The 23,456-nt window shown below is 71.8% G+C and carries 23 protein-coding genes; 5 read left to right on the forward strand and 18 right to left on the reverse strand.

The window, feature by feature from the left end:
* Positions 1-126: 126 nt before the first annotated feature.
* Positions 127-1,338, forward strand: a complete 1,212-nt coding sequence (locus ORV05_RS18620) for a sensor histidine kinase (RefSeq protein WP_268440703.1) — start codon at positions 127-129, stop codon at positions 1,336-1,338.
* Between the two features lie 103 nt (positions 1,339-1,441).
* On the opposite strand, the gene ORV05_RS18625 is transcribed toward ORV05_RS18620, so the two are convergent.
* The 6 genes from ORV05_RS18625 to ORV05_RS18650 form a co-directional block, all read right to left on the reverse strand.
* Positions 1,442-1,786 carry an RNA polymerase-binding protein RbpA gene (locus ORV05_RS18625; protein WP_268440704.1) on the reverse strand — a complete coding sequence of 115 codons (345 nt, stop codon included), beginning with the start codon at positions 1,784-1,786 and terminating at the stop codon, positions 1,442-1,444.
* Positions 1,787-1,837: 51 nt separating this feature from the next.
* A complete protein-coding gene (secG, locus tag ORV05_RS18630) occupies positions 1,838-2,068 on the reverse strand; it encodes a preprotein translocase subunit SecG (RefSeq protein WP_144587180.1) in 231 nt (76 codons plus the stop codon).
* 123 nt (positions 2,069-2,191) lie between these two features.
* Complete coding sequence (gene tpiA, locus ORV05_RS18635; protein WP_144587181.1) at positions 2,192-2,980, reverse strand: triose-phosphate isomerase; 789 nt, start codon at positions 2,978-2,980, stop codon at positions 2,192-2,194.
* Positions 2,980-4,182: a phosphoglycerate kinase gene (locus ORV05_RS18640; protein WP_326938155.1), complete on the reverse strand. Its 1,203-nt coding sequence runs from the start codon at positions 4,180-4,182 to the stop codon at positions 2,980-2,982. The genes tpiA and ORV05_RS18640 overlap by 1 nt, the downstream gene beginning before the upstream one ends.
* A gap of 11 nt (positions 4,183-4,193) precedes the next feature.
* Complete coding sequence (gene gap, locus ORV05_RS18645) at positions 4,194-5,198, reverse strand: type I glyceraldehyde-3-phosphate dehydrogenase (RefSeq protein WP_268440706.1); 1,005 nt, start codon at positions 5,196-5,198, stop codon at positions 4,194-4,196.
* Positions 5,199-5,352: 154 nt separating this feature from the next.
* The gene (locus tag ORV05_RS18650; RefSeq protein WP_268440708.1) at positions 5,353-6,519 is read right to left on the reverse strand and encodes a winged helix DNA-binding domain-containing protein; all 1,167 of its coding nucleotides are present in this window, start codon (positions 6,517-6,519) and stop codon (positions 5,353-5,355) included.
* Between the two features lie 390 nt (positions 6,520-6,909).
* On the opposite strand from ORV05_RS18650, the gene ORV05_RS18655 reads away from it, so the two are divergent.
* Positions 6,910-7,554, forward strand: coding sequence for a LysE family translocator (locus ORV05_RS18655; RefSeq protein WP_268440710.1), 645 nt, complete (start codon positions 6,910-6,912; stop codon positions 7,552-7,554).
* On the opposite strand, the gene ORV05_RS18660 is transcribed toward ORV05_RS18655, so the two are convergent.
* Positions 7,551-8,027 carry a hypothetical protein gene (locus ORV05_RS18660; RefSeq protein ID WP_268440711.1) on the reverse strand — a complete coding sequence of 159 codons (477 nt, stop codon included), beginning with the start codon at positions 8,025-8,027 and terminating at the stop codon, positions 7,551-7,553. The two genes, ORV05_RS18655 and ORV05_RS18660, sit on opposite strands and share 4 nt — an antisense overlap.
* Positions 8,028-8,033: 6 nt before the next feature.
* The gene (locus ORV05_RS18665; RefSeq protein WP_268440713.1) at positions 8,034-8,399 is read right to left on the reverse strand and encodes an ArsR/SmtB family transcription factor; all 366 of its coding nucleotides are present in this window, start codon (positions 8,397-8,399) and stop codon (positions 8,034-8,036) included.
* Positions 8,400-8,443: 44 nt separating this feature from the next.
* Between ORV05_RS18665 and ORV05_RS18670 the strand changes: the two genes are divergently transcribed.
* Positions 8,444-8,935, forward strand: a complete 492-nt coding sequence (locus ORV05_RS18670) for a YybH family protein (RefSeq protein ID WP_144587186.1) — start codon at positions 8,444-8,446, stop codon at positions 8,933-8,935.
* A gap of 19 nt (positions 8,936-8,954) precedes the next feature.
* Here the strand turns inward: ORV05_RS18670 and ORV05_RS18675 are convergent, their stop codons facing one another.
* The 4 genes from ORV05_RS18675 to ORV05_RS18690 are packed head-to-tail and all read right to left on the reverse strand — an operon-like array spanning position 8,955 to position 16,174.
* The gene (locus ORV05_RS18675; RefSeq protein WP_268440715.1) at positions 8,955-13,388 is read right to left on the reverse strand and encodes a hypothetical protein; all 4,434 of its coding nucleotides are present in this window, start codon (positions 13,386-13,388) and stop codon (positions 8,955-8,957) included.
* 19 nt (positions 13,389-13,407) lie between these two features.
* Positions 13,408-14,208: a hypothetical protein gene (locus tag ORV05_RS18680; protein ID WP_268440717.1), complete on the reverse strand. Its 801-nt coding sequence runs from the start codon at positions 14,206-14,208 to the stop codon at positions 13,408-13,410.
* Positions 14,205-15,683 (reverse strand): hypothetical protein, encoded by a 1,479-nt coding sequence (locus tag ORV05_RS18685; protein ID WP_268440719.1) that lies wholly within the window; start codon positions 15,681-15,683, stop codon positions 14,205-14,207. The genes ORV05_RS18680 and ORV05_RS18685 overlap by 4 nt, the downstream gene beginning before the upstream one ends.
* A gap of 11 nt (positions 15,684-15,694) precedes the next feature.
* Positions 15,695-16,174 (reverse strand): MarR family winged helix-turn-helix transcriptional regulator, encoded by a 480-nt coding sequence (locus ORV05_RS18690; RefSeq protein ID WP_268440721.1) that lies wholly within the window; start codon positions 16,172-16,174, stop codon positions 15,695-15,697.
* A 50-nt stretch (positions 16,175-16,224) separates the two neighbouring features.
* Between ORV05_RS18690 and ORV05_RS18695 the strand changes: the two genes are divergently transcribed.
* Complete coding sequence (locus ORV05_RS18695) at positions 16,225-16,662, forward strand: PPOX class F420-dependent oxidoreductase (RefSeq protein WP_268440722.1); 438 nt, start codon at positions 16,225-16,227, stop codon at positions 16,660-16,662.
* A 50-nt stretch (positions 16,663-16,712) separates the two neighbouring features.
* On the opposite strand, the gene ORV05_RS18700 is transcribed toward ORV05_RS18695, so the two are convergent.
* The 4 genes from ORV05_RS18700 to ORV05_RS18715 form a co-directional block, all read right to left on the reverse strand.
* Positions 16,713-17,744, reverse strand: coding sequence for a glucosyl-3-phosphoglycerate synthase (locus tag ORV05_RS18700; protein WP_268440724.1), 1,032 nt, complete (start codon positions 17,742-17,744; stop codon positions 16,713-16,715).
* A 140-nt stretch (positions 17,745-17,884) separates the two neighbouring features.
* On the reverse strand, positions 17,885-18,382 hold the full coding sequence (locus ORV05_RS18705) for a hypothetical protein (RefSeq protein ID WP_268440726.1): 498 nt from the start codon (positions 18,380-18,382) through the stop codon (positions 17,885-17,887).
* The gene (locus ORV05_RS18710) at positions 18,379-19,797 is read right to left on the reverse strand and encodes a sensor histidine kinase (protein ID WP_268440728.1); all 1,419 of its coding nucleotides are present in this window, start codon (positions 19,795-19,797) and stop codon (positions 18,379-18,381) included. The genes ORV05_RS18705 and ORV05_RS18710 overlap by 4 nt, the downstream gene beginning before the upstream one ends.
* Entirely contained in the window at positions 19,794-20,471 is a 678-nt protein-coding gene (locus ORV05_RS18715) for a response regulator transcription factor (RefSeq protein ID WP_268440730.1), read from the reverse strand. Before ORV05_RS18715 ends, ORV05_RS18710 begins: the two co-directional genes overlap by 4 nt.
* Positions 20,472-20,572: 101 nt before the next feature.
* Here ORV05_RS18715 and ORV05_RS18720 point away from each other — a divergent pair, with 101 nt between their 5' ends.
* Complete coding sequence (locus ORV05_RS18720) at positions 20,573-21,391, forward strand: serine hydrolase (protein WP_268440732.1); 819 nt, start codon at positions 20,573-20,575, stop codon at positions 21,389-21,391.
* A gap of 89 nt (positions 21,392-21,480) precedes the next feature.
* Here ORV05_RS18720 and whiA read toward each other — a convergent pair whose 3' ends face one another.
* Both whiA and ORV05_RS18730 read right to left on the reverse strand, forming a co-directional pair.
* Positions 21,481-22,467 carry a DNA-binding protein WhiA gene (whiA, locus tag ORV05_RS18725; protein WP_268440734.1) on the reverse strand — a complete coding sequence of 329 codons (987 nt, stop codon included), beginning with the start codon at positions 22,465-22,467 and terminating at the stop codon, positions 21,481-21,483.
* Positions 22,458-23,453, reverse strand: coding sequence for a gluconeogenesis factor YvcK family protein (locus tag ORV05_RS18730; protein ID WP_268759810.1), 996 nt, complete (start codon positions 23,451-23,453; stop codon positions 22,458-22,460). Before ORV05_RS18730 ends, whiA begins: the two co-directional genes overlap by 10 nt.
* Between the last annotated feature and the right edge of the window lie 3 nt (positions 23,454-23,456).

A 23,456-nucleotide genomic window follows, 5' to 3' on the forward strand; every position in this document is an offset into this window, starting at 1 on the left:
CACGGAATTTACCCCCATCACACGCTTCGTCGTTAGCATCCGCACATTTTTTCGGTTTCCCGCGTCCCGATCGGGCGTCTCGTGCATCTCACCGTCAAGTCCACGAGACGAGTGAGGTCCAACGACATGAGCACTGAGGGACTCTCCATAGGGATTTCGGTCGGCGGCCCGAGCGCCGGCGCCGGCACCGGAACGGCCGAGCGCACGCGGCGGAGAACCGGTTCCCGCCCGCGCGTACTGCTCCGGCGGGAAACCTGGGCACCGCTAGCCATCGACGCGGCCGCCATCCTGCTCGCGGCGCTCGACGTCTGGCTCGTCGTCCCGGAAAAGGCCGAACCGTACTCCATCTACCTGTCGGCGTTCGCCTGTCTCGCGCTGGCCGCCCGCCGGTGGCTGCCGTTCCTGGTCGTGCTGGGCACGGTGCCGGGCTTCCTCACCGGCTGGTCCCAGCTGGCCGCGATGATCGCGCTGGGCATGCTCGCCACCCGCAAGCAGACGCACTGGCAGGTGTGGGTGGGTGCGGCCCTGGTCTGGGCCTGCCGGTTCATCCAGTGGCCGCTGTCCGATTTCGCCACCCTCAGCTGGCGCGAACACGTCCTCGACGGGATCTACGGCGTGCTCGTGGCGGGAATGCCCATCGCCATCGGCCTGCTCATCGGTGCCCGGGCCCAGCTTTCCCAGAAACTGGGCGAGCTCGCCGCCAGCCGCGATCGGGAACGCACGTTGCACGCCGACGCCGTCCGTGCCGAGGAACGCGCCCGGCTGGCCCGTGAAATGCACGACGTGGTTTCGCACGACATCACGCTGATCGCCATGCAGGCCGGGGTTCTCGCGGCCACTCCCGATTCGGAACGCGCGCAGGAGACCGCGAAGGTGATCCGCCAGCTGTCCACGCGCACCCTGGAGGAACTGCGGTCCCTGGTCGGTGTGCTGCGCTCGGGTGCGGCGGACGACGGCCCCCAGCCGGGTATCGGCGAGCTCGACCAGCTCGTCCAGGGCTGCGAGGTCCCCGTCCAGCTCACCGTGGACGGCGTACCCGAGCACCTGCCCGCGAAGGTGTCCGCGGCCGCCTACCGCACCGTGCAGGAATGCCTCACCAACGTCCGCAAGCACGCGCCCGGCGCCGCCGCGAAGGTCTACATCGTCGGCACGGACGGCTCCCTCGACCTGGAGGTCCGCAACGACGGCCCCCGGCGGCCGGTGACCCCGCTGCCGTCCGGTGGGCACGGCCTGACCGGACTGGCCGAGCGGGCGCGGCTGCTCGGCGGCAGCTTCGAAACCAGTCCGACCGAGGATGGCGGGTTCCGGGTCCGGGCCAGCTATCCCCTGCACGCCTGAGGGCGCTGCTCCCCCGCGCGGCCGCCTGGTTGCCCGCAGGAGACCGGGAAACGGCAACGGGGGCCGGGCCTTGTGGGCCCGGCCCCCGTCTGGGACGTGCGTGTCAGATGATCTGGCGCCGCTGGCGCAGACGCTCGAGCGCCTCGGCGAGGATCGCCTCACCATCGGCGTCGCTGCGCCGCTCCTTCACGTAGGCCAGATGGGTCTTGTAGGGCTCGGTCCGTGGTGCCGCCGGCGGGTTCTTGGCGTCCTGGCCGCCGGGAAGTCCGCAACGGGGGCAGTCCCACTCCTCCGGGATCTCCGCGTCCATCGCGAACGAGGGACGCGATTCGTGCCCGTTGGCACACCAGTAGGAAACCCGGCGCCGGGGCGCGGACTCACCGCGCTCGGACTCGCCGGAAGGACCGGCACCGACCCTGGTGCCTCGAATCGCGTTACCGCCAACCATGAATCCTCACAGTGTTATCGGCGGCGCACCCCCCATAGGCACGCCCTGCACTCAGACCTTCAGCAGCAGGCCGAGGCCCACGATGCTGATCAACCAGACAGCACCGAGGAACAGGGTGATGCGGTCGAGGTTCTTCTCGGCCACGCTCGACCCCGCGAGACTCGACTGCATGCCACCGCCGAACAGCGAGGACAACCCGCCACCACGTCCGCGGTGCAGCAGGACCGCGATGACCAGCAGCACGCTGGACGCGATCAACAGGATTTGCAGGAACAGCTTCATCTCATCCTCTACGTTCTCGGGTCACGCACGACGGGCCGACTTGGCCCGATCGTACGTTACCGCGAAGACCTGCCTGATCGTGTGACGGTCTGAGATTGCCAGACTACTCGTCGCCCGCAAGAGTTACGGCAGCGGTCCCCCGGCGGCCAGTGCGCACAGCTTGGTGAACTCGTCGGCCTGCAGGCTCGCCCCGCCGACCAGCCCGCCGTCGATGTTCTCGCAGGCCACCAGTTCGGCGACGTTGCCCGACTTGACCGAACCGCCGTAGAGCACGCGGACCGCCTCGGCCACCTCGGTGCCGTACTTCTCCGCCAGAGCACCCCTCAGCGCCTTGCACACCTCTTCGGCGTCGGCGGGAGTGGCGACCTTGCCGGTGCCGATCGCCCACACCGGTTCGTAGGCGACCACCACGTGCTCGGCGACCTGCTCGGCCTTGAGGCCCTTGAGCCCGGCGAGCAACTGGCTGGTGCAGTGGCCGAGGTGCGCACCGGAGTCGCGCACCTCCTGCTGCTCACCCACGCACAGGATCGGCTTGATCCCGTGCTTGATGGCGGCCTTGACCTTCTTGTTGACCAGCTCGTCGTCCTCGTGGTGGTACTCGCGCCGCTCGGAGTGCCCGACGGTCACGTACGAACACCCGAGCTTGGCCAGCATCGGCCCCGACACGTCGCCGGTGTAGGCACCGGAATCGTGCGGCGAGAGGTCCTGCGCCCCGTAGGTCAGCAGCAGCTTGTCCCCGTCGACCAGGGTCTGGATGCTGCGGATGTCGGTGAACGGCGGCAGGACCGCCACATCCACCTTGGCGTAGTACTTCTCCGGCAGGGAGAACGCGATCTTCTGCACCAGGGCGATGGCCTCGAGGTGGTTGAGGTTCATCTTCCAGTTGCCGGCGATCAGCGGCTTGCGCGCCATCAGTCTCCCTCTCCCAGCACCGCGACGCCGGGCAGTTCCTTGCCCTCCAGGTACTCCAGGGAGGCGCCGCCACCGGTCGAGATGTGCGAGAACCCGTCCTCGGGCAGCCCGAGCAGGCGGACCGCGGCGGCCGAGTCGCCACCGCCGACCACGCTGAACGCGCCGGAGTCGGCGATGGCCTGCGCCACGCCCCGGGTACCCGCCGCGAACGGAGCCAGCTCGAACACTCCCGCGGGCCCGTTCCAGAACACCGTCTTCGCGCCCGCCACCTCGGCCGCGAACAGCTCGACGGTGCGCGGACCGATGTCCAGGCCCATCCAGCCCGCCGGGATGGCCTCCGCGCCCACCGTGTCGGTGGCCGCGTCCGCCGCGAACCTGTCGGCCACGACGACGTCGACCGGGACGACGATCTTGTCACCGTGCTCGTCGAGCAGCTTGCGGGCGGTGCCGACGAAATCGGCCTCCAGCAGCGAAGCGCCGACGTCGTGCCCCTGGGCGGAGAGGAAGGTGAAGGCCATTCCCCCGCCGATGAGCAACTTGTCGACCTTCGGCAGCAGGGCCTCGATCACCGCCAGCTTGTCCGACACCTTCGACCCGCCGAGCACCACCACGTACGGGCGCTGCGGGTCGCCGGTGAGCCTGCTCAGCACCTCGAGCTCGGCGAGCACGAGACCACCCGCGTAGGCGGGCAGCACCCGGGCCACGTCGTAGACCGAGGCCTGCTTGCGGTGCACCACACCGAATCCGTCGGACACGAACGCGCCACCCTCGCCGAGCAGCGCGGCGAACTCCGCCGCCAGTTCGGCGCGCTCGGCCTCCACCTTGCTCGTCTCGCGCGGGTCGAACCGCACGTTCTCCAGCAGGGCGACCGCACCGTCGGCCAGGGAACCGGTCACGGACTTCGCCTGCTCGCCGACGACGTCACCGGCGAGGCGCACCTCGGCGCCCAGCAGCTCACCGAGCCGCGCGGCGACCGGGGCGAGCGAGTACTTCGGCTCCGGCGCGCCCTTGGGCCTGCCCAGGTGGGCCGCGACGACCACCTTGGCGCCGGCCTCGGCCAGGCGCCGGATGGTGGGCAGCGCGGCCCGGACCCGGCCGTCGTCGGTGATGGTGGTGCCGTCGAGGGGGACGTTGAGGTCCGAGCGCACCAGCACCCGGCGACCGGCGACCCCCTCGGCGAGCAGGTCTTCCAGAGTCTTCACGGTCATGTTCGTCAGGACAGCTTCGAGCCGACGAGCGTCACCAGGTCCGCGAGGCGGTTCGAGTAGCCCCACTCGTTGTCGTACCAGCCGAACACCTTCACCTGGTCGTCGATGACCTTGGTCAGCGGCGCGTCGTAGATGCACGAGGCCGGGTCGTTGACGATGTCGCTGGAGACGATCGGGTCCTCGCTGTAGCGCAGGATGCCCTTGAGCGGGCCCTCCGCGGCGGCCTGGTACGCGGCGTTGATCTCCTCGACGGTGGCCTTCTTCGTCAGGTTGACGGTCAGGTCCGTGATCGAGCCGGTGGGCACGGGCACGCGCAGCGAGTAGCCGTCCAGCTTGCCGTTGAGCTCCGGCAGCACCAGCCCGATCGCCTTCGCGGCACCGGTGGAGGTCGGCACGACGTTCAGCGCGGCGGCGCGGGCGCGGCGCGGGTCCTTGTGCGGGCCGTCCTGCAGGTTCTGGTCCTGCGTGTAGGCGTGGATGGTGGTCATCAGGCCCTTTTCGATACCGAAGGCCTCGTGCAGCACCTTGGCCAGCGGGCCGAGGCAGTTGGTGGTGCAGGACGCGTTCGAGATGATCGTCTGCGAGCCGTCGTAGAGCTTGTCGTTGACACCCAGCACGACGGTCAGGTCCTCACCCTTGGCGGGCGCGGAGATGATCACCTTCTTGGCGCCGCCCGCGATGTGGGCCTTGGCCGCGTCGGCGTTGGTGAAGAAACCGGTCGACTCGACGACCACGTCGACGCCCAGGTCGCCCCACGGGAGGTTGGCCGGGTCGCGCTCGGCCAGCGCCTTGATCGTCTTGCCGCCCACGACGATGCCCTCGTCGCTGACGGTCACCTCTTCGGGGTAGCGGCCCAGGATGCTGTCGTACTTGAGCAGTTGCGCCATCGTCGCGACGTCACCGAGGTCGTTGAAGGCGACCACCTCGATGTCGTGACCGGCGGCCTGCACCGCGCGGAAGAAGTTACGGCCGATCCGACCGAAGCCGTTCACACCTACGCGAACCGTCACTACTCTTCTCTCCTCGGGTCCGTCCCGGCCTTCGGCCGGGACAACACATCTTCGGGCTCCCGGCCACCCTAGCGTGCTGGCCTGGGCCGATCGGCATGGACCAACGAGATGTCCGCCACCTGGCCACCCCCTGTCCCGCCATGGGGGGAATCGATCAAGAAACGAGCCCTTTTTCCAGCGGTGTCCGGAACTTGGGGGTAACCCGCCGCGTTCCCAGCCAATCCTGCAGGCGGGCACTTTCCGCCGCGATGGCCGTTTCCGCGGCACGGCCGACGTCTTCGAGCAGACGGTGGACGATCTCGCCGTCGGACCGCTGCGCCCAGCCGCCCACTATCCGGCCGTCCCACCACACCGTCGGCCCGATGTTGCCGGTGCGGTCGAACAGAGCGCCCTGATGGTCCCCGAGATACCAGTCGCGGTGGAGCCACCCCATCGGGGTCGGATCGAGCGCGGGCAGCAGTGCCGCCGACGGCTCGGACGCCGGTACGGGGCCGGGATCGTCCGGCAGCGCGATGCCCGGCGTGCCGTCCAGGTCCACCTCGGCCGGGCCGACCGCCGTCAGCGCCTTGCGCACCTGGCCCGCCGTCCAGCCCGTCCACCACTTGAGGTCCTCCACCGTCGCCGGCCCGAAGACCCGCAGCCAGCGCCGCGCCAGTTCGGCGCGCGCGGTGTCCGGCGCCAGTACGGGGAGGCCGCCGTCGATCCAGTGCTCGGCCGTGGCCCACGCGTACTGCGTGGACAGCCAGGAACCGCGCGGCCTGCCCCGCACGATCCGGCCGCTCGCGGCGAGCAGGAACAGCACCCGGTTGGTGATGAAGGGCCTCGCCTCGTAGGGCTTGCCCTCGGCCATCACGATCTGCGTGCGCAGCCGGGGCTCGGCGGCGGCGATCTCCTCGGCATGTGCCGTGCCCAGGGCGCGCAGCGCGGCATAGGCCCCCTCCTCCACTTCGGCCAGCCACCCGGACAGGTCGGTATCGAGCCCCGCCGTGCCCAGGTGCTGGACGAGCCGTTTCCGCTCACGCTGCGCGATATCGCCGGCGCAGGCGGCCTGCACGACCGGGGCGAGCGTGGCGGGCACGACGAACACGGTGCGGCGCATGCCGAGCATGCGCAGCAGCACCCGGTCCTCGTAGAGGGCGCGCTCGACCGTCTCGGGCTCGGCCAGGCGCACTGCCGCGGACAGGTGCACGGTCGCCGGATCGGTGGCATGCAGCGCGACCAGGCTTTCCGCGACCTGTTCGGGGCTCGCCGCCGGGGTGGCGAGGTGATGGCGCGCCATCAGGCGCGCCCGCCGCTCGGCGGCGTCGATTCGGGGCGTCACGCGATCTTCCTACCAACACCCCCCGACATAACCGGCCCGAACACCCTGCGCTCTGGCGTCCACGCGGCCGTGAGGGGCCCCTCACGGCAGTCGTTTGACGGGGGAGCGGCACTCGCGGGACCAAGGGGCGTGCCCTCAAGGTGGCCTTGAGGGCGTTTATGACCCTGAAGGCGACCTTCAGGGCACCCCGCCCCGGCCCCACCGCGGGACCACACCCGTCTAAGCGTGGGACACGGGCGCACCACCGTGGGACTCGCCCGGCGGACCCGAGCCGACCGGACTTTGCCGGGGCCCTGGTCGATAGGGCCGTGAGGGGACCCCTCACGGCAAACGCGGGGCGGTGGTGAAAGGAGTTCCACCGGCTCGGGCGGGAGGGCTAGGGTCCCGGGCATGGTCTCCCCGAGTCACTTCGTGGCGTTCGCCGCGCTCGTGTTCGTCATGGTGGTCGTGCCCGGGCCGAGCGTGCTGTTCACCATCAGCCGCGCGCTCACGGTCGGGCGGCGCGACGCGCTGCTCACCGTGCTCGGCAACGCCGCCGGGGTGTACACGCAGGTGGTGGCGGTGGCCTTCGGGCTGGGGGCACTGGTCCAGACCTCGGCGGCGGTGTTCACCGTGATCAAGCTCGCGGGGGCGGCCTATCTGGTCTACCTCGGCGTGCAGGCGGTGCGGCATCGCCGCAGGCTCACCGATGCCTTCGCCGTGAGCGCCCCGGCCGGCCCCGGGCGGGTGCCCGCGGTGCTGCGCGACGGGTTCGTGGTCGGGTTCGCCAACCCGAAGTCGATCGTGTTCCTCGCCGCGGTGCTCCCGCAGTTCGTCGTCCCGGCGGCCGGGCGGGTACCGGTGCAGATCATGATCCTTGGCGTGTGCCTGCCGGTCATCGCGGTGCTGTCCGACAGCGCGTGGGCCCTGGTCGCCGGGGCCGCCCGCACCTGGTTCGCCCGCTCCCCCCGGCGGCTCGAACTCATCGGTGGCACCGGCGGCATGGTGATGATCGGACTCGGCGCCGGGCTCGCCCTCACCGGCCGCAAGGACTAGCGAAACCGAAGCGACCACTCGATGATTTGCTTCTCCTCCTCGACCTTGCCCGCGAGAAAATCGAGCAGCGTCGGCCAACTCCTGCGTATGACTTCTTCTCCCTCCAGGTGGAAATTGAGCCGCCCCGAGGGCTGCCCGGGCTCGAGCCAGTAGAGCTCGTATCCCTGGTGCATGCCCACGAAAACCGACCCGGGTGACATCAGATGGGTGACGTTGCTTTCCTCCAGAAAATCGGAAACCTCGTCGGCGATCTCCACGATCTCACGGTAGAAGAACGAGCTTCCGCGCAGAAAAACACCCGCGCGCTTTCCCATGGTCAGCAGAAACTGTTCATACTGGGAGGGCAGACGCTCGACCTGCTGGACCCGTCGGACTTCGTCGACTTCCTCCGGCGAGCACCCCACCAGGGTTTTCCGCGTCGCCCAGCCCAGCGAGACAAGTCGCGCGGCCAACTCTTCCATGGTTTCCGGCATCGGCTTCTAGGGCCGTTCGGCCAGGATCAGGTCGAGCAGGCCGGGGAAGGCCTCGTCGAATTCGGGGCGGCGGAGGCGGTTGAGGCGGCGGGCCCCTTCGTCGCGCTGCTCGACGAGCCCCGCGGCGCGCAGGACGGCGAAGTGGTGGCTGCGGGTCGCCTTGGTCACCGGCAGGTCGAAGGTGCCGCAGGCCTTGGTCCAGTCCGGCAGTCCCGCGAGCTCGCGAAGGATGGCGCGCCGCACGGGGTCGGCGACCGCGGTCAGCGCGTCCTGGAGCGGGACGTCCCGGGGGTGCACATGGGTCAGCCCGCGCGCCCGGGCGTTGTCGTAGGTCCGCTCTCGCGCTGTGTTTGATTGCTGTCGTACACTCATCTGGTCGACCTCCATCGAACACTGTACCCGTGAAGGAGCACGTCATGACCCGCCTGCTCGACCTGTCCTTCGGCCCCGGCTCCCGCAACCGCCTCGCCGAGACCACCTCCCCCGGCCTCGACGGCGCGCTCGCCGCCCTCGAATCGTTCTACTACGCGTTCAACCACCGCGATCTCGACGCCTTCGCCCAGGTGTGGACGAAGGACCCGCTCGCGCAGCTGAACAATCCGCTCGGCGGGATCCTGCGCGGCGGCGAGCCGATCACCGAGCTCTACGACCGCGTCTTCCACGGCCCGGCGCGGGTCACCGTCACCTTCGGGGACATCGTCGAGTACGCCGACGACCGGCACGCCGTCTTCGCCGGCCGCGAAACCGGCGAATACTCCGTCGGCGGCTCCCCCGCGGTGCCGCTGTCCATCCGCACCAGCCGCTACTTCCGGTACGACGACGGCCGGTGGTCGCAGTTCCACCACCACGGCAGCATCGACGACCCCGCCGCGCTGGCCGCCTACCAGTCCGCCATCCGCGGAAGCTGACCGCACTCCTGCGCCGCCGTCACGCCGTCTCCGATGCCCTGGTGAACAGGCGGGTGGCCGAAAGGTACGAGGTGCCGTCGGGGGGCGGCAGTTCGTCGAGCTCCCGGCGGACGGTCGTCTCCACCGACAGGTACTTGCGGCCCGCCCGCAGGTCGGCGTCGTTGCGGAGCCGGATGATCAGCGGGAACTCCGACAGCGCGCCCGCGTCGAACAGCCCCGTGGTGTAGATCAGCTGCACCCCCAGCGCCTCGGCGACCACCCGCTGCAGTTCGAGCAGGTAGCCCGCCGAGGCCCGGCCGATCGGGTTGTCCAGGAACAGCACCCCGGAATGCGGGTTGCGCATCCGGCCCCGGTTGTTCGCCCGCAGCGCGGCGAGCGTGCAGTAGAGGATGATCGCGGCGGTCAGCTGCTGGCCGCCCGAGAACACGTCACGGATCTCCGACACGCGCTGCCGCTCGGTCCGCAGCACCGAGTCCGGTTTGAGCATGTCGACCCGGAACCCCCTGGGCACGGCGGCCCGCACTCCGCGCAGCACCAGGGTCATCCCGTCCCGCTTGACCTCGCGGCCGTCGGCGGTCCGGCCCGCGGCCGCCTCGTCCACGACCTGCCCCAGCGCCTCCGCCAGCTCCGTCTCGTCGGGGTCGGCGAACCGGATGCGCAGGAACTCCTGGCCCGACCAGTCGCCGAGCCCCTCGGGCAGCCGCGACAGCCGCTGCGCCGAGCGCAGCATCCGCAGCCCGCCTTCGACCAGGCCCTGCAGGCGCGCCACGATGCTGCGGCGGTGGCGGTCGATCTGCGCCAGGTCGTCGGTGAGGGTGCGCAGGCGCGGTTTCAGCGCCGCCGCCCACTCCGCCGCCGAGGCGGGCAGGCTGTCGCGCCGCACCGAGATGATCTGCTGGCGGACCGGGCTGGACAGCTTCTCGAACCGCTTGTCCGTGGCGTACTGGGCGAGCGCGTCCGCGGCGGCCCGTACCCGCTTCTCCGCGTGGTCCACGGCGGTTTCCGCGTCGGCGAGGGCGGCGGTCAGCTTGCGGTGGCGGGCCTGCGCGGCCTCGACAGCGCCGTCGAACACGGTCTCGCCCGCCGTCTCGCCCGCGAGGTGCCGCAGGGATTCGGCGAGCATGCCGAACCCGGCGGCGGCTTCCTTCGCCGATTCCACGGCCCGCTCGGCCTCGGCGCGCCGGGCCTGCGCCCGTTCGCAGGCGCGGGCGGCGGCACTCGCCTCCTGGACCGCCTCGTCGATGAGTTCGCGGCCGTGCCCGATGTCGCGCGGCCGCACCTCGAGGGAGGCGCCCTGCCGGGGCAGCTGGTCCAGCTCCGCCCTGCAGGTGGCGACCCGTCCGATCGCCCCGCCGTGCTCGGCCTCCAGCGCGGCCACCACCCGGCCCGCCCTGGCCTGGGCGGCCGCGCGCGCGGCGGCGTCGGAACCGTCCGGGGTCTCCAGCAGGCGCGCCGCCTCCTCGCGCACCGCGGGCTCCAGCGCCTCCAGTGCCGCCCGTGTCGCGGCTTCCGCCGACTCCGCCTGGTCCAGTTCGGCCCGCAGGTCGCCGCCGACCTCGACCTTCGCGTAGGCATCGACGGCGGAGGCGAAGGCACGGCGCAACGCGTCCACCGGTTCGGCGGGCACACCGTCCTCTTCGGACACCGAGCCGCCGCCGGGCACCTCCGCGAGCTCGGCCCTGGCACTGCTGACGGTCCGGCGATGCCCGTCGGCCGTGCGCTGTTCCTCGGCGGCTTCCTCCCGGAACCGCTCGGCACGGGAGGCCGCCTGCCCGGCCTCGGCCACCGCCCGCGCCACGATCTCGCGGACCCGCTCGATCTCCTCGGTCCACTGTGGAATCCTGGCGACCCGCCCGGCGAGCGCGGCCAGCCTTCGCGCGCGCTCCTCCGTTTCCCGCGCCAGGGCACGGGCCGCGGGTACCGCCTCGCGCAGGCGCTCACGGCGCCCGGTCAGTTCCCCGAGCGCGCGTTCGGCCGCTTCCGCCGCGGCTCGCGCTTCGGCGAGTTCCCCCGCCGCGTCTTCGGCCTGCTCGGCCAGCGAACCGAGGGCGCCGACCGGATAGTCCTCCCGCCAGGCGGCGAGTTTCCACTCCAGTGCCGCATCGTCGTCGATCGCCCCGGACAGCGCGTCGAACTGCTTCCGCCTGCGGGCACTCCGGGCCAGGATCGCGCGACGCTCGGCTTCGGCGGCCTCTTCGTCGTACATCGCCGGGTTCGGCGGGACCAGGAACTCCACCCCCGGCGCGGCTTGGTCACCGCGCACCGCCTGTGTGGTGGCGACGGGCAGCACCACGCCCGGTAGCAGCCGCGCCGCGGCCAGCGCCTCCCGTGCCCTCGGCACCTGCGCGGCCTCGTTGACCAGCACGCCGCCCACCAGGTGCGGCCGCCGCGCCAGCACGCGCTCCCGCAGTTCGGGGTCCAGTGTGGACAGATAGCGCCAGCCGGACCACGCGGTGATCCCGGCCTCCTCCAGGACCTCGAGCGCGGCCTGCACCTCGGGCGGTGCGGGCAGCAGTCCACCGCTGCCGAGCGCGGCGAGCGACCGCTCGTCGGCCGAATCCGCCACCCGCAGCGCGGTCCGCTCCCGTTCGGCCGCGGCCCTCGCCTCCCGCAACCGCTTCAGCAGCGCCGGGGTGTCGGTTTCGAGCCGGACGCTGTCGCCGCCGAGCAGTTCGAGCAGCCGCGGATGAGCCGCGAGGCTGTCGGTGCGGCGATGTGCCCGGGCGAGTTCGGCGGCCGTGCGGTCGGCCAAGGCCCCTGCCTCGGACATCCGCTGCCGGGCCCCGTACAGCACCGACTGCGCCTCGGACAGTTCCTCCGCGACGCTTTCCCGCTCCGCTTCCCGGGCGGCGAGCTCCCGCGCCGCCCGCTCGCTCAGCGCCGCCGCCTCCCGCGCCGCCTCCGCGACCTGGGTCCCATCGGTGAGCAGGCCCTCGCGGACCGCCTGGGCCACCTCGGCCCGCACCTCGCCGATGCGGGCGCTCAGCTGCGACTCCTCCGCGCGGTGGCGGGCCGCGGTGCCGGTCGCCTCGTCCCGGCGGGCCTGCGCCTCGGCCGCCCCGGCCAGCGCGGCGGCCGCGCGCTCCTCGGCGGCGGCGGCCTGTTCCCCGGCCTGCCGGGCCAGAGCGAGCAGGCCGCGGGCCAGCGCGTGCGCGGCGGCGTTCCTCGCTTCGAGCGCGGGTTTCGCCCGTTCCTCCCGCTGCCCCACCAGGCGCCGGATGTCCGCGGCCTTGCGCGCGGCGTTGACCTGCGCCAGCACCGTCGTGGTCTCCCGCCACGCCTGCGCGCTCGCCCTGGCCCCGGCCAGTTCACCGTCCAGCCGCGCCTTTTCGCCGGTCGCCTCGGCGAGGCGGAGTTCGGCCACCACGCGCCGCAGTTCGGTGACCACCGCGGCGAGCCTGCGATGATCCCCTTCGGCGAGCCGCTCCGCGTCGCGCGCTTCGTCCACATAGGACGACAGCCCGGCGAGGCGGCCGGACTCCAGATCGTGGCGGGCCAGCACCGAGGCCGCGAACCGCCGTGCCTCGTCGCGCGCCGCCCCGGCGAGCTTCCGGGAGGCCGCCGCGAACGACTCCTCCTCGCTCAGCGGTCCGAGCAGATCCAGCGCGCCCGCCACGAAATCCCGTTCCGCCAGCAGGTCCCCGCGCTGGCCGAGATTGTCCGCGTAGGTCTTGACGACCTCGGCGAGATCCCGCGGATCGTCCTCGGAGAGCACCGCCCGCAGCAGGAATTCCACGAAGGCTTCGTCGGAGCCGAAGGCGAACGCGTCGGCCGCCTCGCCCTCGCCCGCGTTCATCGCGCGCTGGTAGCGGAACAGTTCGGTGTCCAGCCCGAGCGCGTCGAGCCGCTCGGTCCACTCGTGCTGCCGCCGCGTCCACGACAGCTCCAGCTCCGGCTCGTCGCGATGGGCCCGGGCCAGCCGTTCCTGGAAGCCCGACATCGTCAAGAGCCTGCCCTCGGCGGTGAACGGCAGCGACTCCAGGTGCGTGTCCACGCTGGGCCGGAAGCAGTACCACGCGTCGACGAGGTTCGCCGGATCCTGCGACAGCACGTGCCCGCGCCACTGGGACACCTTGCCGGTGATCACGCGCTGCCCCGACCCGGTGTGCTGCCATTCCAGCACCACGTGGGCGACATCCTTGGCGCCGACGAACTTCTCCAGCACACGCGTGTTCGTCGTGCCCACCACCTGCCGACGTCCCGGCAGCATCACGGAGAAGATCAGTTTGATCAGGACGGACTTCCCGCCGCCGTTTTCCAGGAACAGCACGCTCGCCGGGGACGGGCGCCGCGGCAGGCCCTGCCCGGCGGCGTGGATCCCGGCGCCGAACAACGCGTCCTGCGCGGGCGCGGCGACCACCGGCCCCACCCCGGAGAAGTCCAGCATCACGTCCTGGTACCGCGCCCCGGCCGGACCGACCGAATGCAGGCGCACCCGTGAAAGCTCGTACATCGCTACCCCGTCCCCCGGTTCAAAGAGTGTCCGGAAGGGACGGACGAAGCGTCCCCCCGGATTCGGGCACCGCCACCACGCCCAGCGCCAGCAGTTCCTCGAAGGCGCTGTCCGCGGCCAGTTCCCGCACCTGCACCTGGTAGCGCCCCGTGGTCCGGTAGGTTCCGCCCTGCTCGGTGCCGGCCTGGACCAGGAAACCTTGCTCGGCAAGGAAACGCAGCGCGCGGGAAACCATCCCCCGCGTGGTGTCGGAGGCGAGCCTGCCGTCCTTCGTCGCCGCCACGGCGGGGCGGCGCGCGTAGGCCCGCCACGCCTGTTCCAGCTCCGGCGCGTCGGAGAGCGGATCGTTGTTGCGCTCCGCCTTCGAAGCCCGCTCGTCCAGGATCCGGCACGCCTCCCGCACCACGCCGTCGACCTGCTCGACGCTGACCCGGCCGACGTAGGTGTCGTTGGCCAGATCGTCGGGCCGCGGGTAGGCCAGTGCCGCGGTGGCCAGGTGGACCAGGCCGTGCAGCACCTTCTCGGTCTCACGGCGCTCGCGGATCTTGCTCTGCCGCGCGTAGGTGTCCATCCTGATCTCGAACACCGACTCGTCGGTGGCCGCGAGCACCGCACCCGCCTGCGCGTTGACGTCCAGCACCAGCAGCCCGAGCCCGGCCGCCACCGAATGGGTCATCTGCTTGAAGGCGCTGTCCTCGCGGTAACGGCGGACCAGATCGGCATAGACCACGTCGCGCGAAGGCAACTGCTTGGGCCGCAGGCCGAACGCGATCAGCCGGGCCGCGGACTCCCCGTCGCCGGTGCTCACCGGCCTGCTCATACTTCCCCCTCCGCCCCGGCGTCCGGGGCGTTGATCCGTGCCGTCACCAGCAGCAGGTCCGCCCCGCCGAACTCCTCGTCGGCCAGCGGCGTCCCGTCGTCCACGGCCAGCAGCGCGCGGTCTTCCCCCTGCCGGAGCGCCGCGCCGATCTCAGGACTATAGGAGTGCAGTGCCCGCAGCGCGACCAGGCGGGCCAGCCGCGGATCGCTCTCGCGCGCCTCGGCCAGCAGCCCGGACAGGCGCCGGGGCACCTCCGGCAGGTCGAGCAGTTCGTCGGCGCGCCGCCAGTGCGCATCACTGTAGTAGCCGGGGTTTTCCGCCGGCACGAGCTGGGGTTCGGGCACTTCGCCGACGAGCTGGTCCCGCTCGGGCGCCGGCCGCAGCAGCAGCGACACCAGCGACGGCAGTGCGGGCACAGCCGGCACGCTCACCCCGGCCACCCCGTGGAAGAAGCGCTCCACCGGACCGGCCGCGGTGGCCAGCGGCAGCTCCAGCGACGGCACCAGCAACTGCCCGAACAGGTCCAGCGTGGCCCGGCGGGGCGGGCCGGAGAACTGCTGGCGGTCCTGCTCGGCGCGGAAGACCGCCCCCGCCGCCTGCAGCCGCGCCTGCAGGCGGGTGTGCCTGCCGATGCAGTCGCTGACGATGTCCACCAGTTCGGCCGCGCGGCGCTTGTGGCCGACGTCCTCGGCCTCGTCCCTGGCCTTGGTGATGTTGCGCAGGATGGCGTTTTCGGCGCGGAACCGGGACTCGATGTGCGCGAGCGCGGAGTCCAGCAGTTCCGGCATTTCCTCGGCCCAGTCCACCGAGCGCACGTCGCGGCGGGTGGCCTCCAGCTTGGCGCGCAGCGTTTCCCCGTACTGCACGGTGCGGTAGCGGGCCTGCTCGGCGGCGAGCTTGGCGTCGGCCAGCCTGCCGCGGCTGATCAGGTTCTCCAGTTTGACCTCGGCCGCGATCTGCGCCGATTCGACGTCGGTGTCCAGCGCCCCGACCAGCACGTTGATCGCCTCGTCACTGGCCCGCAGGTACACCTCGCCGTCCGGGGCGGCCAGTTCGACCAGCAGCTTGAAGTCGAACGCATGGCGCCGGTAGGTGCCCGAGGCGTCGACGCTGCCGTACACGCGGCGGAAACCGCGGTCGGTGGTGCCCACGTTGATCAGGTTGTCCAGCACCCACCGCGCCACCCGCAGGTGCTCCTCGGTGCCGCGGTCCGGCGCCTGCGCGGCGATGAACGGCCGCAAGCGCCGCACCACGTCGTCGTGACCGGCGCCGGTGTCGAAGTCCATCGCGATGGTGACCTGGTCGATCGTGTGCAGCGCGATCTCCGCCATCTGGTAGACCGTCGCGTCGGCCCAGTCCAGCTTCGCCTTGCGCGCGTCCAGATCGTGCAGGGGCGCGGTGCAGGCGAGCGCCTTGAGCCGCCTCGCCAGACCTTCGTCCACCAGGCCGCCGCTGATCAGCTCCGCATCTCGCACGACGGGCCAGACTAGCCCCCGCGCGGTCCGCCCCGATCGGGTACCGCGTCTTCGAACTCGCGCTCGTAGGCTTCGAGGGTGTCGATGAACATCCGGCGCTGCTCCGGGGTGAGCGGCGCGAGCACCTTCTGCCAGGCACGGGCACCATGGGCCAGCCAGGCTTCGACGTCGGCCCGGTAGCGGCCGGCGATGCTCACGATGGTGCGGCGCCGGTCCGCCTCGTCCTCGTGGCGTTCCAGGATGCCGCTGCGGCTGAGGTCGCCGACCATCAGGCTCACCGTCGTCGGCGCCACCTCCAGCCGCGCGGCCAGCTCGTTCACCGCGAGCGGACCGTCGAACAGCAGGTAGGCCAGCAACGAAAGGTGCCTCGGGGCGAGCGAGAACGAGCGCAGGCTTTCCGGCACCGGCAACCGCTTGGCCCGCCCGACCAGGCGCGGCATGAGCAGCAGCAGGGTGCGCACCCCCTCGTCAACACTCGGACCGCCCGCCATGGCCCCATCTTCGCACGGGCCCGGAACGGTGATCGACTACCTTGGGGCGCATGTACGAGATGACCAGGGCACAGTGGTGGGAGTTCGCGGGCACCGGAACCCGCACCGGCAAGCTCGGGCTCACGCGGGCGGACGGATCCCCGCACGTCACACCGATCTGGTTCGTGCTCAACGAAACCGCCGACGGCGACGAACTGGTCTTCAACACCGGGCGGGACACGGTCAAGGGCCGCATCCTCCGCCGCGACCCGCGGCTCTCGCTCGTCGTCGACGAGCAGGAACCGCCTTACGCCTTCGTGCAGTTCACCGCGGTCGCCACCCTGCACGAGGACCTCGACGAGATGCTGCCGTTCTCGACCGAGATCGGCGCCCGGTACATGGGCGCCGACCGCGGCGAGGAGTTCGGCAAGCGCAACGCCGTGCCGGGCGAGTACCTGGTGCGCGCCCGGATCACCAAGGTGATCGCCCTGGGCGGCCTCGCCGACTAGGGCATCGATACGGCTGTGACGGGACCCCTCACGGCAACGCGCACCGTCTCTCAGGCGATCTCGCGGCGCCGTCCGCTGCCGTCGGCCGCCCGCAGGCCCGACAGCGGGGGCCGCTGCTGGCACGCCAGATCGGTCAGCACCATTTCCCGGCTCACCCCGTGCCCCGATTCGCCCCGCTGGAACTGGGCCAGCAGGGTCGCGGGCGGCTGCGCCGAAATCAGCCGCCCATAGCGTTCGAGCCGGTCGAACAGGGTGAGCATGATCTGCCCCGCCATCCGCCCCAGCGCCTGGGTGCTCTGGTGGCGGTGGGTCCGTTTGCCCAGATCCACCTGCGCCAGTGCGTCCAGTCCCCGCGACTCGAGGATGTCGATCAGATGGCCGATCTCCACGCCGTAGTTCACCACGAACGGAATGCTTTCCAGCACCTCGCGCCTGCCCGCGTACTCACCGGCGAGCGGCTGCACGAACCCGGCGAGTTCCGGCCAGTACATGTTCAGCAGCGGGCGCGCCACGAGTTCGGTCACGCGGCCACCGCCGTCGGCGTCCGTGCCCGACGAACCGACCAGCGGACGGTGGTAGAAGCCCTTGACGTAGGCCACGGACTCGTCGGTCAGCAGCGGGCCCAGCAGCCCCGTCACGTAGTCGCTGGTGAAGTCGTAGAGGTCGCCGTCGACGAAGACCACGAGGTCGCCGGTGGTGGCCGCGAGCCCCTTCCACAGCGCCTCGCCCTTGCCCGTCATGCCGGACAGCATGGGCAGCACCGAATCCTGGGCGACGACCGTCGCTCCCGCCTCCGCCGCGACCCTCGCCGTCGCGTCCTGGGAGCGGGAGTCCACCACGAGCAGTTCGTCCACCAGCGGCACCGTTTCCATCAGGTCGTGGCGCACGGTGCGAACGATGTCACCGACCGTCTTCTCCTCGTCCCGGGCCGGGATGACCACGCTGACGGTGGTGCCGCGCTTGATGTCGAGCAGGTCGCCGGCCTCCCAGTCGGCGGCCTGGCTGCTGCGCCGGGGGAGCCAGCGGCCCACGTCGGCGGAGACCTTGAGTTCCGCCGCCTCGTTCGCCCTGTTGGTACGCATGCCTATCCCCTTCCCCGAACCGGACACGGCCAAGGCCCAGAGTCTGTGGGTCGGGTTTCACCAATCACGCCGCCATGAAACCGCTAGGTTACGAGATACGGCAGGACTGGTGTCCTACGTAACACCGCCTCTACATCGGCTCACTGCCCGATGGCGGTACAGGCCAGCGGCCGGGTCGCGGCCAGCTGCTGGGTTCCGGTCAGCTGCACCATCACCCCGCTCCCGCCGGTTCCGGTCCGCACGAACGCCGTGATCGTCGTGCACACGACCTGCTCGATCGCCGTCTCCGACAGCACAAAGGGATCACTCGCCGACATCGGGGAAATCCACACGGTCACGTAGCCCTCCCGGAAACCGAGCACCGAAAGTCCGAGATGCGGTGGCAAGGCCGTGCCGGACCCGGCCGCGGCCTCTCCCGGCGTGGGCCCCTCGGCGAGCAGCCGCAGCGCGGTGGCCGGATCGCCGAGATAGCCGAGCGGCCGGGTCACCGGCCGCACCCGCCCCGCCACGACGAAGTACAGCGCGGGGCCGGTTCCGACGCCCACGGCGGGCTCCCCCGCCGCGACCACGCCGGTCGGCCGCACTCCGCATCCACTGAGCGCGAGCAGTGAAATCAGCAACGCCAGCAGTCGTTTCACGGCTCCCCCGTCTTCGCCGCCGTCTTCGGGAGGGTCAGGACGAACCGCGCACCGGCTCCGGGTTCGTTGCCCGCCTCGAGACGTCCGCCGTGCAGCTCGGCGTTCTTCAGCGCGATCGACAACCCGAGACCGCTGCCTTCGGACCGGGTCCGTGCCGCATCCGCCTTGTAGAACCGGCTGAACACGTGGGGCAGCACGTCCTCGGACAGTCCCGGGCCGTGGTCCACGACGGTGAGCACCGCCAGTCCCCCCGCCTCGCCGAGGCGGACGAGCACGGGCGGCTCACCGTGCCGCAGCGCGTTGCCGACCAGATTGGCCACCACCACGTCGATCCGGCGCGGATCGACCTCGGCGATGATCCCGGCGGGCAGCCCGGTCTCCACCTGCCCGGTGAACCCGCGTGCCCGCAGGCTCGCCGAGACCAGTTCCGCGAGATCGGTGGGGCGGCGGTCGAGCCGCGCGGCGCCGGAGTCGAACCGGGAGATTTCGATCAGATCCTCGACCAGCCGGGCGAGTTTGCGGGTTTCGGAGCTGACCAGGCGCGCGGCGGTGCCCGTGTCCCCGGCGAGCGCGGCGTCGTCGAGCACCTCGTTCACCGCCGTCATCGCCGCCAGCGGGGTTCTCAGCTCGTGCGAGACGTCGGCGACGAACCGGCGCGCGTCGGCCTCCATGCGCCGCAACTCCCCCACCGAAACCTCCAGGCGGGCGGCGGCGTGGTTGAACGTGCGCACCAGTTCGGCCAGTTCGTCGTTCCCCCTGGCGGGCAGCCGCACGGACAACTCCCCCTCGGCCAGCCGCCGTGCGGCGTCCCGCAGGCGCCGCACCGGCCGCAGCACCGCACTCGCGGCGAGCCAGGCGATGAGCACCGCGATCGGCACCGCCACCGCGGCGGTGCGCCAGCCGTTCTCGGTGAAGGCCTGGATCTGCGCGGACGGCTGGTTCAAGTCGTACCACGCGTAGACCTCCAGCCCCGACGGGTGCCGGTGGAACGAAGCGTCCACGGTCAGCACCGGCATCCCCACCCACAGGGCGGGCCAGCCGTCGCTCACCACCCGCTGGAACCGCATTTCCGATCCGGCGTGCACCGCCGCCCGCAGTTCGGCGGGGACGGTGCCCGGCCTGCCGTACCGCGAAACGACATTGCCATAGAAGGCCCCTGCGGCCCCGGGCACCGACCGGACGAGCTCGTCCAGCGCCGCCTGGTCCGGTGGCATCGGGATGGCGGGAGCCAGTGCGTCGACGTCGTCCCGCAGCTTCCGCATCGCCTGGTCCTGTGCGGCGGCGAGCACGGTGCGGCGCGCGTCGACGTAGTTGGCGCCGGTCGCCCCGATCGTGGCGAGCAGGGCGACGAACGTGACGATCAGCAGCAGGCGCACCCGGACGCCCAGGAGGCGGGCCAGCAGGCGCCGGATCACACGGGACCGAACCGGTAGCCGAAGCCGCGCACGGTGCGCACGTACACCGGCGTGGACGGCCGGTCCTCGATCTTGGCCCGCAGCCGCTGGACACAGGCGTCGACCAGCCGCGAATCGCCGAGGAAGTCGTGGTCCCACACCAGTTCCAGCAGCTGCTGCCTGCTGAACACCCGGCCCGGCGTGCGGGAAAGCTCCAGCAGCAGGCGGAGTTCGGTCGGGGTCAGTGCCACCGGAGTGTCGCCTTTGGACACTTCGAGCGCGGCCCTGTCGATCACCAGCGCGCCGTGGGACTCCCGCTGCCGTTCCTGGCCGGGGGTGCCGCGCCGCAGCACCGCCTTGATCCGTGCGTCGAGCACACGCGGCTGCGCGGGCTTGACCACGTAGTCGTCGGCCCCGGCCTCCAGCCCCCCGACCACGTCGATGTCGTCGCCCCGCGCGGTCAGCATGATGATCGGAACGCCGCCCGCGGCCCGGATCCGGCGGCACACCTCGAATCCGTCGATTCCGGGCAGCATCAGGTCCAGCAGCACGATGTCCGGGTGCCTGGCGGCGAACGCGGTCAGCCCCCGCTCCCCGTCCACGGCCACCTCGACGCGGTGACCGTGCCGCCGCAGCCCCAGTGCCAGCCCCTCACCGACCGCGGGGTCGTCTTCGATCAACAGCACGTTCGGCACCGGCCCATTATGTCGGTCGTTCACCGGGTCCCTGCGGCTTGTAGCAAAACCATGACAAGACCGCGGTGAAACGCGAAACCCCGGCCCCGACGCTGACGGTCATGCTCGATCATCGGACACAGCTTGCCGTACCCCACCGTAGGAACCGCCGCGGCGCCGTCTGGGTGGGCGCCGTCGCCGTCCTGGTGACCGCCGCCGCGCTGGTGACCTCGTTCCTGCTGGTTCGTTCCCCGGACGGCGACACCGGCGAGGTCGCCGCGAACGCCTCGGCCCGCGCCATCGTGGTGTTCGACCGCACCACCGGCCGGACGGTGCGCGGTGACAACGCCGCCGCGCGATTCCGGTCGGCCTCGCTGGTCAAACTGCTGATCGCCCTCGACCTGCTCGACCGCGGGGTGGTCACCCCGGCGCGGCCGAGTCCCCGGATGAGCCGGATGCTGGCCTACAGCGACGACGGCATCGCCCAGCAGCTGTGGGATTCCGGCGGGGGCGGGCAGATCGTCACGCGCATGGCCCAGGCCCTCGGGCTGCACGACACCCGGCCCCCGACCGTCGACCGGCGCTGGGGCGACACCCGGATCAGCGCCGACGACATGGTCACCCTCTACCGCCATGTCTGCGGCCTGCCCGCCGACCGGCGCGCCCTGATCCTCGACCCGCTGCGCGGAGCCGCCCGCGTCGCCGCCGACGGGACCGACCAGTTCTTCGGCATTCCGTCGGCGCTGCACGAGCCGTGGGCGGTCAAACAGGGCTGGGCCGCCGGGCAGGGCGGGGTGGACGCGCACACCAGCGGACTGGTGGGCACCGGCGACCGCTACGTCGTGGTGGTGCTGACGCACGCTCCCGAAGGCAGTTCGCTGTCCGCGGCCACCGCCACACTCACCGCCATCACCGCGACCCTGGCCCCGCTGCTGAAATGATTTCCTGTGAGGGGTCCCCTCACAGCCGACCGTGAGGGGACCCCTCACGGCAGCGTCCGCAGCCCTGATCGGGATTGGCCGTGGGGGTCCTAGGCTTCTTCGGCGAGCATTTCGGCGGTCACGGCGGATTCGGTGTCCGGGATGCCGAGGTCCTTCGCGCGCTTGTCGGCCATCGCCAGCAGGCGGCGGATCCGGCCGGCGACCGCGTCCTTCGTCATCGGCGGGTCGGACAGCTGGCCCAGTTCCTCCAGCGAGGCCTGCCGGTTCGACAGGCGCAGCTTCCCGGCCGCCAGCAGGTGATCCGGGGCCGTGTCGCCGAGGATCTCCATCGCCCGCTCCACCCGGGCCGCCGCGGCGACCGCGGCACGGGCCGAGCGGCGCAGGTTCGCGTCGTCGAAGTTCGCCAGCCGGTTGGCGGTGGCCCGCACTTCGCGGCGCATCCGGCGTTCTTCCCACTGCAGCACGCTGGCGTGCGCGCCGAGCCGCGTCAGCAGCGCGCCGATCGCGTCGCCGTCGCGCACCACCACCCGGTCCGCACCGCGCACCTCACGGGACTTCGCCTGGATGCCCAGCCGCCGCGCGGCGCCCACGAGGGCGAGCGCGGCCTCCGGACCGGGACAGGTCACCTCCAGCGAGGAGGAACGGCCCGGCTCGGTGAGCGAACCGTGCGCGAGGAAGGCCCCGCGCCAGGCGGCTTCGGCGTCGGCGACCCCGCCGGACACCACCGCCGCGGGCAGGCCCCGCACCGGGCGCCCCCGGTTGTCGATCAGGCCGGTCTGCCGGGCCAGGCCCTCACCGTCCTGCACGACGCGCACCAGGTACCGCGTGGTCTTGCGCAGGCCGCTGGCGGAGAGCACGTGGACGTCCGAATGGTGCCCGTAGAGCTCGTGGATCTCCTTGCGCAGCCGCCGGGCCACCGACCCGGTGTCCAGTTCGGCCTCCACGACGACCCGCCCGCCCACGATGTGCAGTCCGCCCGCGAACCGCAACATCGAGGCGACCTCGGCCCGCCGCGGCCCGATCTTGGTGATCTGCAGCCGGCTGAGTTCGTCCTTGACCGCGGCGGTCATCGCCATGGTCCCTCCCTGCTCTCTTCACCGTCCCGGCCCACCGCTTCCCAGCGGCGTCCGAGAGCTTCCCGCACACAGTCCGCCAGCGCATCCGGATCGTGTAAACCCGCCACGTTCGGGTCAGCCACGTCGGCCAGCAGCGCTCGCGCCCCCAGTTCCGCCGCCGCGGCGCGCAACCGGGCCGGCATCGGCACCGACGCGCGATCGGCGATCACCACGTCCAGTCGCAACCCGGGCGCGTGCTGGAAGAGTACGTCCAGGTGCCGCTCCGGGGAGAACCCCGCCGTCTCACCCGGTTGGGGGATGAGGTTGAGCACCACCATCCGCATCGCCCCGGTGGCCACCAGCGCGTCGTGCAACTGGGGCACCAGCAGGTGCGGCAGCACACTCGTGAACCACGAACCGGGGCCCAGGAAGACCACGTCGGCGCCGAGCACCGCCTCCACCGCCTCGGCGCAGGCGGCGGGCACCCCGCCGGGCCGCCGGGGGGTGTGCAGGCGGATCCGGCGCACCTGCCCCGGCGTGCTGGCGATCGCGACCTGGCCGCGGATGACATGGCTCTCGCCGTCGTCGCTCAGGCCCGCCACCTCGGCCTCGATGTCCAGCGGCTCCGCCGACATGGGCAGCACCCGGCCCGAGACGCCGAGCAGCCTGCCCGCCTCCTCCAGCGCCGCCACCGGATCACCCAGCACCTCGAACAGCCCGGCCAGCAGCAGATTGCCCACCGCGTGCCCGGTCAGCGCGCCGCTGCCGCCGAACCGGTGCTGGAACACCTCCGCCCACAGCGGGCCGCCGTCGCCGGTACCGGCCAGCGCCGCGAGCGCCTGCCGCAGGTCACCGGGCGGCAACAGCCCGAGCTCGCGGCGCAGCCTGCCGGAGGAACCGCCGTCATCGGCGACCGTGACCACCGCCGTGACGTCCGGGGTGATCCGGCGCAACGCGCCCAGCGTCGCGTGGAGTCCGTGGCCGCCCCCGAGGGCGACCGCGCGCAAGGG

Source organism: Amycolatopsis cynarae (assembly GCF_026802195.1).
Classification (GTDB): Bacteria; Actinomycetota; Actinomycetes; order Mycobacteriales; family Pseudonocardiaceae; genus Amycolatopsis_E; species Amycolatopsis_E rhizosphaerae.

Coding starts and splice junctions, on each gene's coding strand:
- ORV05_RS18620 (WP_268440703.1), top strand. CDS start 127: ATGAGCACTGAGGGACTCTCCATAGGGATTTCGGTCGGCGGCCCGAGC.
- whiA (WP_268440734.1), bottom strand. CDS start 22,467: ATGGCGATGACCGCCGCGGTCAAGGACGAACTCAGCCGGCTGCAGATC.
- ORV05_RS18720 (WP_268440732.1), top strand. CDS start 20,573: ATGCTCGATCATCGGACACAGCTTGCCGTACCCCACCGTAGGAACCGC.
- ORV05_RS18665 (WP_268440713.1), bottom strand. CDS start 8,399: ATGAGTGTACGACAGCAATCAAACACAGCGCGAGAGCGGACCTACGAC.
- ORV05_RS18655 (WP_268440710.1), top strand. CDS start 6,910: ATGGTCTCCCCGAGTCACTTCGTGGCGTTCGCCGCGCTCGTGTTCGTC.
- ORV05_RS18670 (WP_144587186.1), top strand. CDS start 8,444: ATGACCCGCCTGCTCGACCTGTCCTTCGGCCCCGGCTCCCGCAACCGC.
- ORV05_RS18690 (WP_268440721.1), bottom strand. CDS start 16,174: ATGGCGGGCGGTCCGAGTGTTGACGAGGGGGTGCGCACCCTGCTGCTG.
- secG (WP_144587180.1), bottom strand. CDS start 2,068: ATGAAGCTGTTCCTGCAAATCCTGTTGATCGCGTCCAGCGTGCTGCTG.
- ORV05_RS18625 (WP_268440704.1), bottom strand. CDS start 1,786: ATGGTTGGCGGTAACGCGATTCGAGGCACCAGGGTCGGTGCCGGTCCT.
- tpiA (WP_144587181.1), bottom strand. CDS start 2,980: ATGGCGCGCAAGCCGCTGATCGCCGGCAACTGGAAGATGAACCTCAAC.
- ORV05_RS18695 (WP_268440722.1), top strand. CDS start 16,225: ATGTACGAGATGACCAGGGCACAGTGGTGGGAGTTCGCGGGCACCGGA.
- ORV05_RS18680 (WP_268440717.1), bottom strand. CDS start 14,208: ATGAGCAGGCCGGTGAGCACCGGCGACGGGGAGTCCGCGGCCCGGCTG.
- ORV05_RS18675 (WP_268440715.1), bottom strand. CDS start 13,388: ATGTACGAGCTTTCACGGGTGCGCCTGCATTCGGTCGGTCCGGCCGGG.
- ORV05_RS18660 (WP_268440711.1), bottom strand. CDS start 8,027: ATGCCGGAAACCATGGAAGAGTTGGCCGCGCGACTTGTCTCGCTGGGC.
- ORV05_RS18700 (WP_268440724.1), bottom strand. CDS start 17,744: ATGCGTACCAACAGGGCGAACGAGGCGGCGGAACTCAAGGTCTCCGCC.